This is a genomic window from Microbacterium sp. UBA1612 (assembly GCF_002321605.1).
In the GTDB taxonomy this organism is placed as follows: domain Bacteria; phylum Actinomycetota; class Actinomycetes; order Actinomycetales; family Microbacteriaceae; genus Microbacterium; species Microbacterium luteum.
Map to the genome: position 1 here is coordinate 96,312 of NZ_DCMW01000005.1, position 10,915 is coordinate 107,226.

11 protein-coding genes are annotated in these 10,915 nt (G+C 69.9%); 6 read left to right on the plus strand and 5 right to left on the minus strand.

Annotated elements, in window-relative coordinates; all coding sequences use genetic code 11:
- Positions 1–8 precede the first annotated feature (8 nt).
- The 3 genes from B3S45_RS03100 to B3S45_RS03110 are packed head-to-tail and all read left to right on the plus strand — an operon-like array spanning position 9 to position 3,363.
- On the plus strand, positions 9–1,253 hold the full coding sequence (locus B3S45_RS03100) for an acylneuraminate cytidylyltransferase (protein WP_194385512.1): 1,245 nt from the start codon (positions 9–11) through the stop codon (positions 1,251–1,253).
- On the plus strand, positions 1,250–2,122 hold the full coding sequence (locus B3S45_RS03105) for an N-acetylneuraminate synthase family protein (RefSeq protein WP_286717329.1): 873 nt from the start codon (positions 1,250–1,252) through the stop codon (positions 2,120–2,122). The genes B3S45_RS03100 and B3S45_RS03105 overlap by 4 nt, the downstream gene beginning before the upstream one ends.
- The gene (locus B3S45_RS03110) at positions 2,119–3,363 is read left to right on the plus strand and encodes a DUF6716 putative glycosyltransferase (protein WP_194383259.1); all 1,245 of its coding nucleotides are present in this window, start codon (positions 2,119–2,121) and stop codon (positions 3,361–3,363) included. The genes B3S45_RS03105 and B3S45_RS03110 overlap by 4 nt, the downstream gene beginning before the upstream one ends.
- On the opposite strand, the gene B3S45_RS03115 is transcribed toward B3S45_RS03110, so the two are convergent.
- Positions 3,360–4,058, minus strand: coding sequence for an LON peptidase substrate-binding domain-containing protein (locus tag B3S45_RS03115; protein WP_286717331.1), 699 nt, complete (start codon positions 4,056–4,058; stop codon positions 3,360–3,362). The genes B3S45_RS03110 and B3S45_RS03115 overlap by 4 nt on opposite strands.
- Before the next feature lie 65 nt (positions 4,059–4,123).
- On the opposite strand from B3S45_RS03115, the gene B3S45_RS03120 reads away from it, so the two are divergent.
- The gene (locus B3S45_RS03120; RefSeq protein ID WP_194385510.1) at positions 4,124–5,674 is read left to right on the plus strand and encodes an MFS transporter; all 1,551 of its coding nucleotides are present in this window, start codon (positions 4,124–4,126) and stop codon (positions 5,672–5,674) included.
- Positions 5,675–5,698: 24 nt separating this feature from the next.
- Here the strand turns inward: B3S45_RS03120 and B3S45_RS03125 are convergent, their stop codons facing one another.
- Positions 5,699–6,013: a hypothetical protein gene (locus B3S45_RS03125; RefSeq protein WP_194383258.1), complete on the minus strand. Its 315-nt coding sequence runs from the start codon at positions 6,011–6,013 to the stop codon at positions 5,699–5,701.
- A gap of 228 nt (positions 6,014–6,241) precedes the next feature.
- On the opposite strand from B3S45_RS03125, the gene B3S45_RS03130 reads away from it, so the two are divergent.
- Positions 6,242–7,477, plus strand: coding sequence for an NAD(P)/FAD-dependent oxidoreductase (locus tag B3S45_RS03130; protein WP_194383257.1), 1,236 nt, complete (start codon positions 6,242–6,244; stop codon positions 7,475–7,477).
- 9 nt (positions 7,478–7,486) lie between these two features.
- Here the strand turns inward: B3S45_RS03130 and B3S45_RS03135 are convergent, their stop codons facing one another.
- From B3S45_RS03135 to B3S45_RS03145, 3 genes are read right to left on the minus strand one after another with little or no spacing between them, the layout of a single operon-like run.
- Positions 7,487–8,083, minus strand: coding sequence for a hypothetical protein (locus B3S45_RS03135; protein ID WP_286717334.1), 597 nt, complete (start codon positions 8,081–8,083; stop codon positions 7,487–7,489).
- Positions 8,080–8,895 carry an endonuclease/exonuclease/phosphatase family protein gene (locus B3S45_RS03140; RefSeq protein WP_286717336.1) on the minus strand — a complete coding sequence of 272 codons (816 nt, stop codon included), beginning with the start codon at positions 8,893–8,895 and terminating at the stop codon, positions 8,080–8,082. Before B3S45_RS03140 ends, B3S45_RS03135 begins: the two co-directional genes overlap by 4 nt.
- Positions 8,895–9,701 (minus strand): glycosyltransferase family A protein, encoded by an 807-nt coding sequence (locus B3S45_RS03145; protein WP_286717337.1) that lies wholly within the window; start codon positions 9,699–9,701, stop codon positions 8,895–8,897. The genes B3S45_RS03140 and B3S45_RS03145 overlap by 1 nt, the downstream gene beginning before the upstream one ends.
- Positions 9,702–9,943: 242 nt before the next feature.
- Between B3S45_RS03145 and B3S45_RS03150 the strand changes: the two genes are divergently transcribed.
- Positions 9,944–10,915, plus strand: a 972-nt coding sequence (locus B3S45_RS03150; protein ID WP_286717339.1) for an IS110 family transposase, incomplete at its 3' end; no start/stop codon positions are given.

Genomic DNA, 10,915 nt, shown 5'->3' on the forward strand with positions numbered 1-10,915 from the left:
CGTCGCGGATGGGGGAGGTGCGTCCGCTCGTCGTCGCCGTCATCCCTGCACGCGGAGGTTCGAAGGGAGTGCCGGGCAAGAACCTGCGCCGCGTCGGGGGAGTGCCGCTCGTGGCGCGTGCGGTCGCCGCCGCGAAGGCGGCACCCGCCATCGACCTGGTCGTCGTCTCGACCGATGACCCCGCCATCGCTGCGGTCGCGCGCGAGTGGGGCGCGGCGGTCATCGACCGGCCCGCCGAGCTCTCCGGCGACACCGCCACGAGTGAGAGCGCGCTGCTCCACGCCCTCGACGTGCTCGCGGCGGAGGGAACGCCCGTCGGAACCCTCGCGTTCCTGCAGGCGACCTCTCCTTTCATCGACTCCGCCGCTCTCGACTCCGCTGTGTCCGACGTCGTCGCCGGGCTCGCCGACAGCGTGTTCTCGGCTGTCGAGACCTACGGGTTCCTCTGGCGGCGGGATGCGTCGGGTGCCGCTTCCGGTATCAACCACGATGCCGCCGTCCGTCCGCGTCGCCAGGACCGCGAGCCCCACTACCTCGAGACCGGCGCGTTCTACGTGCTCGATGTCGACGGTTTCCGTGCCGCCGAGCACCGCTTCTTCGGTGTCACGCGCGCCGCCGAGGTGCCGGAGAGCACCGCGATCGAGATCGACACGGCACAGGAGCTCCAGGTCGCGAGGGCGATGGCGGCATCTGGTCTGCCCTCGACCGTTCCCACGACGCTCGACGGTCCGATCGACGTGGATGCGGTCGTGACCGATTTCGACGGCGTCCACACCGACGACAGCGCATACGTCGACGCGCAGGGCACCGAACTGGTTCGCGTCAGCCGCTCCGACGGGATGGGAGTGTCGTTGCTGCGCAGAGCCGGCGTGCCTGTCGTCATCCTGTCGACCGAACGCAACCCCGTCGTCACGGCTCGTGCGCGCAAGCTCGGCGTCGACGTCGAACAGGGTCTCGACGACAAGGCGAGCGCTCTCGTGGCGTGGGCTGCCGAGCGCGGCATCCCGCTTCACCGCGTCGCCTACGTCGGAAACGACGTCAACGATCTCGTCTGCCTCGAACTCGTCGGGTGGCCGATCGCCGTACCGGATTCGCACCCCCTCGTCCTCGCGGCCGCGCGCATCGTGCTGCAGTCCTCCGGCGGCGCGGGCGCCGTGCGCGAAGTCGCCGAACGGGTGCTCGCGGCGCGCGGCGCCTCGTCGGAGTCCATCCTCGCCTCGTCCGAGGCAGAACCACCAAGGAGCAAGCCATGACCGTCACGATCGGGAAGAACGTCATCGGGGGCGGTCGGCCCACCTACGTGATCGCGGAGATCGGCCTCAATCACAACGGCGACGTCGAGATCGCCAAACAGCTGATCGACGTGGCCGCCGACGCCGGCGCGAATGCGGTCAAGTTCCAGAAGCGCACCCCGGAGATCTCGACGCCCGAGCACATGCGGGATGTGCGCCGGGAGACGCCGTGGGGCACCATGACGTACTTCGAGTACCGCAAGCGGATCGAGTTCAGGCGTGACGAGTACGTGGCGATCGCCGACCACGCACTGCTCCGGGGCGTCGATTGGTTCGCATCCCCGTGGGATGTGCCGAGCGTGGAGTTCCTCGAAGACCTGCACGTTCCGGCGCACAAGGTGGCGTCGGCATCGCTGACCGACACCGAGCTTCTCGTCGCGCTGCGTGAGACGGGCAAGCCGATCATCCTGTCGACGGGCATGTCGACGTCGGAGCAGATCGACCATGCGGTCGAGGTGCTCGGGACGGGCAATCTCGTGCTCCTGCACGCGACCTCCACCTACCCGATGGAGCCCGAGGAGGCCAACCTCCGGGTGATCCCCGCCCTGCGCGAGCGTTATCCCGGGGTTCCCGTGGGCTACTCGGGTCACGAGCGCGGGCTGCAGATCTCCCTCGCGGCCGTCGCACTCGGCGCGACGGCGGTCGAGCGCCACATCACGCTCGACCGCACCATGTGGGGTTCCGACCACGCGGCATCGCTCGAGCCGACCGGCCTGAACCATCTCGTCCGCGACATCCGCATCATCGAGACCGCCCTCGGCGACGGCGTGAAGCGGGTGTTCGACGGCGAGCGCGCGCCGATGGCGAAGCTGCGTCGCGTTCCGGCGTGAGAGCCGATCCGCTTCGCGTCGTCGCCGTCGCCGACACCGACTCGTACGTGAAGTGGGCGGCCGCGCTCCTGGGATCGCGACCGGACGCCGTCGACGGTCGGCTGCTCGTTCTCGACACGCCGCTCGTGGTCAGTGAGGCGCAGCAGCGCTCGGCCCTCGCCGGGAGCGGACTGACCGACGTGTGGCGTGTCTCGTTCGACGACCTTCCGGCACGGCTGGCCGAACTGGACCCCGACGTGGTCCTGCTCGCCGCGCGCGGGCCGCTCGTGCGGGTCTTGGCGCGTGTCGTGCGAACATGTGTGCCGTCGTCCGTCATCGCGACCGGTCTGCCGGGGATCTCGGTGCCCGCCACGCGGAAGGCTCTCGTCTACCGCGCATCCTGTGACGTGTTCGTGCTGCACTCCCATCGTGAGGTGCGTGAATTCACCGCTCTGGCGACCGAGAAAGGGTTTGTCCAGCGCTTCGCTCTCGCCCGCCTGCCCTTCGCGCGCGCAGCCGAGCCGGGAACGGCCACGGCGGGCGGGCAGGACCTCGTCTTCGCGGCGCAGGCGATCGTGCCCCGCGAGCGGGATGCGCGTCGCCGCGTCGCCGCTCTGCTGATCCGAGCAGCCCAAGCCGACCCGAGTCGGCGCGTCGTGCTCAAACTCCGGGGGACGAAGGGGGAGAGCCAGACCCACCGCGAGTTCGATGAGTATCCCGACCTCATCCGGTCGATGGGAGGCGCGCCGCCGAACCTCGTCGTCTCGACGGAGCCCATGAGCACGGCGCTGGCTACCGCCGCCGGGCTCGTCACGATCAGCTCGACCGCCGCCATCGAGGCCGTCGCCCACGGCACCCCGGTGATCGCGCTCGATGTCTTCGGCGTCGCTCCCGAACTCATCAATACGGTGTTCGAGGGAAGCGGACTCTTGGCAGGCGAGACGGCGGTCATCGCGCGCGCGTTCCGGATGCCGGTCGACGGCTGGCTCGAAGACAACTACTTCCACCCGGCGGCAGAGGACACCTGGGTGGGGCAGCTCGCGGAACTCGCGGGGGCGCGCCGTTCGGGTGCCTTTGCGCACCGCCCCCAGCCGCGCCCGCGGGGCGGTGCCATCCGAGATGCGTGGGAGCGGAAGAGCGTGCTCGGGGCGTTGGATCGGTCGGTGTCGGGCACGGTCGCGTGCATCATCGGTGTTCCGGCTCGTGCTGTCGTGCGCATCGTCCAGCGCGTTCGACGGATGCGGCGCCTGCCGGAGTCCTAGCGGTCGCCGTCCGCGGGTCCGGGGGACTCCTCGTCTCCCTCAACGTCATCGAGAAGCCGGTCGAGTTCGGCTCCGAAGGCCCCATCCGGCGTTCCCGCCGTCAAGACGGGTTCCGCCTCGTCGCAGCGGGCGATGAGGTCGGCGAGCAACTGGTCGAGCGACGAGGCCTGAAGCAGGGCGAGGTGGTCGAGGGTGCTGAGCGGGGCGATGCCCGCGAGCTGCCAGCACGCGTGCTCGGGATCGTCGGCGAGCTCGATGTCGGCATCCCAGGGCAGCTCTGCGAACTCCGCCGACATCGACAGGAGCCGGCGCACCGTCTGCTCCGCGCGCTCGCGCAGCGGAAGGAGGTCGTCACGCCACGGCGGCATCGGCAGCTCCCGGACGATCGCGCGCGGGTACGGGTCGTCGTCGAGCCACCGCTCGACTTCGAACCGGCCGCCCCCGACGGCGACGAGCTGCAGGTCATCCTCCCGGGCCGCCACGCGCGAGACGCGCGCGAGCGTGCCGACCGAGAACCGCTGCTCGCCGCCCCCGGCCTCCGGTCCGCGCTCGATGAGGACAACCCCGAACCGCGGATCGTCGTCGTCGAGCAGGCGCCCGAGCATCACGAGGTATCTCGACTCGAAGATGCGCAACGGCAGCGGCATATGCGGCATCAGCACGCTGCTGAGAGGGAACATCGCCGTCTCGCGCATGGCCCCAGTCAATCAGCATCGGACGGGTCCGTGGCGCGGTGCGTAGCGATAACCTGGCGATGATGATGAGTGATGAGACGGCGAACGGGAACGAAACGTCGAAGACAGCGTCGCCGGCCACCTCCGACATCCCCCTCCCCTCACCACGAGCGCAGTGGCGGGCCTTCGCGGTATGCGTATCGGTCGCCGCTCTGACGATCCTCGACCTCACGAAGGTCAACGTCGCCCTGCCTTCGATCGAGGATGCGTTCGGGTCGGCGCCGACGGAGCTCGGGCTGATCGTGTCGGGGTACGTGCTGACCTTCGGGCTCGTGCTCGTTCCGGCGGGACGCCTGGGTGATCAGCGATCGCGGCGCGCGCTGTTCATCATCGGCCTGAGCCTGTTCACGGTCATGAGTCTCGTCTGTGCGCTTGCGCCCTCGATGACCGTGCTGCTGATCGCCCGCCTGATTCAGGGCGTCGCCGCAGGCATTCAGATGCCCCAGGTTCTCGGCATCATCCAGGAGCTGTTCCGCGGCTCCGCGCGCGGCAAGGCCTTCGGTGCCTTCGGAGCGATCATCGGCATCTCCACGGCCCTCGGCCCGACGATCGGCGGGCTGGCGATCGCTCTCGGCGGCGCGCAGGACGGGTGGCGCTGGATCTTCTGGATGAACGTGCCGCTGGGTCTCATCGCCATCGCCCTCGCGATCTGGCTTCTGCCGCCCCTCCACCGGCGAACCCGCCGGCCGCTCGAGCTCGATCCGTTCGGCACGGTGCTGTTCGGTCTCGCCGTGCTCTCGCTCATGTTCCCGTTCCTGTTCACGACGGGATCTCCCGACGACGACCCCCTGCGATGGTGGCTGCTCGTCGCCTTCGTGCTCTTCGTCGGCGGGTTCGTGCTGTGGGAGCGGCACTACGAGTCCGTCGGCAAGGCTCCGCTCGTTCCGCTGCGTCTCTTCCGGGTGCGGTCGTATCGCAATGGCACGCTGCTGGCGACGTCGTACTTCGCGGCTCTGCCGTCGGTGTTCCTGCTCACCAACCTCTTCCTGCAGGACGGTCTCGGTCTCGAGCCGGTCTACGCGGGCATGGTCTCCATCGGGTTCGCCGCCACGAGCGCTGCCGGTTCCTGGGTGGGCGGCAACCTCGTCAACCGGTTCGGCAGACCCCTCGTCGTGTGGGGCCTGGGCGCCGTGCTCCTGGCGACCGCCCTCCTGGTGGTCGTCGCGATCTTCGTCCCGCTGCCGTACACGCCCTGGGCCATGGCCGCGGCGATGGTGGTCGGCGGACTGGGCGGGGGCCTCGTCATCTCTCCCAACCAGACACTCGCCCTCGCTGACATCCCGGTGACGCAGGGCGGTCTCGCCGGCTCGGTCGGGCAGCTCGGCCAGCGCATCGGCACGGCCATCGGCACCGCGGTCGCGCTGTCGTTCTTCTACGCGACGATCTTCCGCGAGGAGGGCACGGCCAGCGAGATCGTCGTGTTCCACGATGCCTACGCCTACGGGATGCTCGCCGCGGCGGTGTTCCTCTCCCTCGCCTTGCTGGTCGGGCTCGTCGACCTCACCTGGCGTCGGCGCCGGCGCGAGAACGGTGCGAATGACGACGATGAGGTCGAGTACGGGGTCGGGCACGCGTGACGAGCACGGCCCCGTCGCCACCGCTCAGGCGCGCGTGATCCGCCGCGCGGAAGAGCGGATGCGCCGGGGCGCGTAGTGGGCGATCGGGATGGGCGGAGCGGCGCCGCCCGCCCGCTCCAGGGCGGTCCAGGCTTCGATCTCCGCGAGCGCGGACGCCGCGTCGGGGAAGCTGGTGCGGAGCGGCAGGGATCGCAGCCAGGTGACCGCTACGCGGTCATCCGGCGCCGGCTCCACGAATGCGACGAGGCGACGCGAGTCGTTCTCGGCGTAACGGGTGTCGTGGATGAGTCGAATCTCGTCTTCGAGTTCGACCAGGACGTACTGGTGTGACGATGGCATCATCGCGATGGTCATTCGGGGTGTGGCTTTCTGCTCCTTGCGAGGGCGATATCCATCTTGCGCGCGTCGACCCGGGTCGCGGAGGGGGTTGACAGACGATTCTCAGGAGAATCTTGCGCGTTCACTGCGCGCTCACTGGGGAAGGACGTCCGTGCGGCGTCGGCTAGCCGCTCGCCGCCCGGTCCGCAAGCGGTGCCGGTCGGGCGGGACGTTCCCTAGCGTGGCCGTATGGATTCGCCGGAGGCATCGCACGAGACTCGGGCCGAGGCTGCCCATCACCGCGTCATCATCGTCGGCGGCGGAAACGGGGGAGTGTCCGCCGCCGCACGACTGCGACGTGCCGGCGTCTCCGACATCGCCGTGATCGAACCGCAGGCCGTGCATCGGTATCAGCCCTTGTTCTCGCACGTCGCCGGTGGCACGGCGCGCGCGTCGCAGACGTCGCGCCCACAAGCCGACGTGATGCCGAAAGGGGTGCGCTGGGTGCGCGATGCGGTTGAGGCCGTCGATCCCGCAGCACGCACCGTCACCACATCCGGCGGTGATGTGCTCGGATACGACCATCTCGTCCTCAGCCCGGGGATGGTGAAGGACTGGACCGCCGTGGCGGGACTCGCGGAAGCTCTCGACACGCCCGAGGTCACCTCGCACTACGAGCTCGACGGGGCGGTGAAGCTCTCGGCCCTGCTTCGCGACATGCGATCGGGGACGGTCGTGTTCACGCAGCCGCCCGGACCGGCTTCCTGCTCCGGAGCCGCGCAGAAGCCGATGTACCAGGCGTGTGCCCACTGGCGTGCCCTCGGGTGCCTCGATGACATCCGGGTCGTGCTGGTGGTGCCCGAGGAGACGGTCTTCGGTCTTGCCCACATCGACGCGGAGCTCGAACGTGTCATCGCGGAGTTCGGCATCGAGGTGCGCACCGCGAGCGAGATCCGGGCCGTCAGCGGGGCGGAGCGGAAGGTGGCTATCGGACGCATCGGCGAGACCGACGCCGAGGAGGTGCGGTACGACGTTCTGAACGTCGTGCCGCCGCAGTCGGCGCCGACGTGGATCTCGGCGGCCGGTCTGGCGGCCGAGCGCGATCCCGGAGGTTTCGTCGAGGTGGATCCCGAAACGCTGCGGCATCGCCGGTTCGACGACGTCTGGGCGATCGGGGATGCGGCCGGCACGACGAACTCCAAGTCCGGCGGCGCGCTGCGCAAGCAGACGTTCGTCGTGGCGGAGAACCTCGCGGCGGCGCTGCGCGGCCAGGAGCCCACGCGCCGATACGACGGTTACGGTGTCTGCCCGCTGACGGTGTCGCGATCGAGTGTCGTCTGGGCGGAGTTCGATCCCGATGGTCGTCCCGACCCCACGATCTCGTTCCTGCCGCAGATGTACCGGGAGAACCGCCTCGCCTGGATCGCGGACCGCTATGTTCTGCCGTGGGTGTACTGGAACCTCATCCTGCGCGGCCGTGTCTGACGGCTCCGCTCACGTGGCCGGGGGCGGATCATCCTCGAGTCTCAGGAAGGCCAGCGCCACTCCCGCCACGGCTGCACCGACAGCGCCGATCGCCATGTCGCCGATCGTGTCGGCATAGGTCACGAAGATCGTGTCCGTGATGAACTCCCGGCCCGCCCACTCGACCATCTCCCACAAGGCACTGATCGCGAGCCCGAGGACAGGGGTGAGCACGAGTGGCGCGCGCCGCGGCCGACCGGGTCCGACAGGTCGCGGGAGCACCCCGGCATGGCCGAGCAAGAGGTAGACGGCGACGGACAGAACACCGGTGGCCAGGAAGTGGACCACCAGATCCCACGCCGCGAGCGTGGTGTAGAGGTCGTACACGTTGCTCCACGCGGCGGTGAGGAGCACGAGCCCGAAGACGAGGTCGGCTGTCGGGCGGAGTGCGAGGAAGCGCGGGATCATGAGGCCGGGCAGCGTGAAAGCCAGAATGCCGGCATCCGTCGGTTCGTAAAGCACCCCCGCGGCGACGACACTGACGAGTCCGAGCGCCCGCACTCCATCGGCCGCGACGCCCAGGGCCCCGCGGGGTGGCCGTAGAAAGTTGCGTGCCAGCGTGCTCATGAGCACACGCGCACCCGCGCCTGCACCGGCAGGTGATCGGAGGGCCACCCGACATCCGTGCGGAAGGCGTTGATGCCGATCGCATCCACCTGCACCCCGGAGGTCACGCCGATCCAATCGATGCGCGCGCCGCGTCGCGGTGCGCGGTAGTCGGCGAACGTCGCCCATTCGGGGGTGAGCCGGACGTCCGCAGCGGGCCACGCATCCCGCAGACCGCCGGCCCAGAGCTCACGCGCCGTGGCGGAATCCGGACGGGCGTTCATATCACCGAGGATGATCCCGGCTGTGGTTCCGGTCGCGAGCACCCCCCGCAACCAGCGGGCGGCGTGCAGACGGGAGCGGCGCGAGAACACGTCGAGGTGCGTGTTCACGACCGTGAGCTCCCGCGAGGTGAGCCGATCCCGCAGCCGCGCGAGAACGGCGACGCGCGGTACCGGGTTGCCCCACCCCCGGGACCCCGCCACCGCCGGAGTGGGTGACAGTGCGAGCTGTGTGCCGGACAGGAGTTCGAGCCGCTCGGCATCCCAGAACAGCGGGCACCCCTCGCCGCGACCGCGGCTGTCGCGACCATGGCCGAGCCGGCGATACCGAGCACCGAGCGCACCGGCGACGGCGTCGGCCTGACCGGGCATCGCCTCCTGCACGCCGAGCACGGTCGGCTGCTCGAGGGTGAGGAGCGCCTCCACGGCCCGACGGCGACCGGTCCACCGGTCCGCCCGTCGGATCGACAGCGGCAGCCGGCGCCGCACATTGAACGTCATCACGTGCAGCGCGGGTGCTGTGGCGACCCCGATGAGAGCGGCGGCGCCCATCAGGCAGCGAGGTGATGGTCGGGTCGAGCGCGGCGCGCGACGCTGCGGCGACGCAGGCGTCGCAGCAGGCGGCGGTCCCACCGAATCGGGGGGAAGTCGTGCGGCCAGTGCATCACGACGGTGTGGAACCCCTTGCGGACCCGCGCGGCGAACAGCCGAGCATCGGCGAACGGACGCATCGAGATGGTCATGTGCTCCGCGCCGACGGCCACGATGCGATGCCGCTCGCCGATGTGGAAGGCGAGGTCGATGTCGTCATGCGTGTCCGCTCGGGTTCGGTGCACCGATGCGCTCACCGCCTGCCACGCTTCGGCGCGCATGGCGAGGTTCGAGCCGAAGAGGGGCCAGTGCCCGAGCGCGGCGCCCACCACCAGCACGTATGCGCTCAGATAGGCGCCCGCGAGCGGGCGGCGAAGCCACCGAGGCCCGTCGTGGAAGCTTGCACCACCGAAGACGGCACCGACGTTCTCTTCTTCATGCAAAGCCTCGGTCATCGTCCGCACCCATCCGGGACCCGGCGCGCAGTCCGCGTCGAGGCGGAGGATCACGTCGCCATGAGCCGCGTCGTAGCCCGCGGACGCGGCCGCGGCCACCCCGGGGTGCGCGCAGGACACGACCCGGGCCCCGTGACAGCGCGCGACGTCGGCGGAGTCATCCACCGAGCCGTTGTCGACGACGACGACCTCGTCGACGGCGAGGCTCTGCCGAGCGATGCTTCGCAGGCACCGGTCCAGGTGAGCGGCATCGTCCTTCACCGGGATGACGACCGAGACGGTGATGCGGTGGTGCGGGCGACGCTGGAACACGGTGACTCCTTGGCGAGGTGTGCCGCCACGCTATCCAGCGGGCGGAGGCACGCGATCGCGGTTGACACGGTTGCCCGTCACCGATAGCGGGGCGGCTCGTCGAAGCAACGAGCCGCCGCGCAGAGATCAGACCCTATGAGGGCGGGGTGCTGATGCTCTTGTAGGCCCAGGGCCTCGCGGTGCAGATTCGTGGATCATCCCGAGGAGTGGCCTTGGGATGCCGACATGCAGCGGAGGCCCTGGTGTTCAACGAGCGTACGGCTATTGGTTTGGATGTGCACGCGCGGAGCGTGCGAGCGGCGGCGATCGACACGTTGACCGGTGAGGTGATCGAGGCGCGGCTGCCCGCCGGGGCTGCGGATGTCCTCGCGTGGGTGATGCAGGTCTCGGCCCGGCTGGGTCCGGTGCACGCCGGATACGAGGCTGGGCCGACCGGTTTCGGGCTGGCTCGGAAGCTCGAGGCGGCAGGGATTGCGGTGACGGTCGCGGCGCCGTCGAAGATCATCCGACCGGCCGGCGACCGGATCAAGACCGACGCCCGGGACGCAGTGTTGCTGGCCCGGCTGCTGAAGATGGACGAGCTGGTCGCGGTGCGTGTCCCGACGCAGGCCGAGGAAGCGGCCAGGGATCTGGTCCGCGCCCGCGATGACGCGCGCACGGATTTGCTGGCCGCCCGACACCGGGTGGGCAAGTTGCTTCTTCGCCGCGGTCTTGTCTATGCCAAGGACCGAGCCTGGACCGGGGCTCACGACGCGTGGTTGCGGCAGATGCGGCGCGAGGGTCTCGATGGCGCCGGGCCCGGCACCCTTGCGGCGTTCGACGCCGGCTATGACGCCGTGAACAGTATCCTCGCCCGCCGGGACCGGCTGGACCGGGACATCGCCGCGATGGCGACGGACTCCCCGTTCACCGCTGTGACGAACAGACTGTGCTGCCTGCGCGGCATCTCCACGCTGACCGGGTTCGCTCTCGCGGCCGAGATCGGCGACTGGGACCGCTTCACCGGTCGCACCATCGCGTCGTATCTCGGCCTGGTGCCCTCCGAGCACTCCTCCGGTGGATCCCGGTCGCAGGGTGCCATCACGAAGACCGGGAACACGCACGCCCGCCGGCTGCTGATCGAATCCGCCTGGCACCACAAGCCCGTCTACCGACCCGGGAAGATCATGAAGGACCGGTGGGCGGCCGCACCCGCCGCGGCCGCGGCTCGCGGC

What these genes read in the sequence shown, in the direction of transcription:
- B3S45_RS03100 (WP_194385512.1), top strand. Translation starts at nt 9, where the DNA reads ATGGGGGAGGTGCGTCCGCTCGTCGTCGCCGTCATCCCTGCACGCGGA.
- B3S45_RS03105 (WP_286717329.1), top strand. Translation starts at nt 1,250, where the DNA reads ATGACCGTCACGATCGGGAAGAACGTCATCGGGGGCGGTCGGCCCACC.
- B3S45_RS03115 (WP_286717331.1), bottom strand. Translation starts at nt 4,058, where the DNA reads ATGCGCGAGACGGCGATGTTCCCTCTCAGCAGCGTGCTGATGCCGCAT.
- B3S45_RS03120 (WP_194385510.1), top strand. Translation starts at nt 4,124, where the DNA reads ATGAGTGATGAGACGGCGAACGGGAACGAAACGTCGAAGACAGCGTCG.
- B3S45_RS03125 (WP_194383258.1), bottom strand. Translation starts at nt 6,013, where the DNA reads ATGCCATCGTCACACCAGTACGTCCTGGTCGAACTCGAAGACGAGATT.
- B3S45_RS03130 (WP_194383257.1), top strand. Translation starts at nt 6,242, where the DNA reads ATGGATTCGCCGGAGGCATCGCACGAGACTCGGGCCGAGGCTGCCCAT.
- B3S45_RS03135 (WP_286717334.1), bottom strand. Translation starts at nt 8,083, where the DNA reads ATGAGCACGCTGGCACGCAACTTTCTACGGCCACCCCGCGGGGCCCTG.
- B3S45_RS03140 (WP_286717336.1), bottom strand. Translation starts at nt 8,895, where the DNA reads ATGGGCGCCGCCGCTCTCATCGGGGTCGCCACAGCACCCGCGCTGCAC.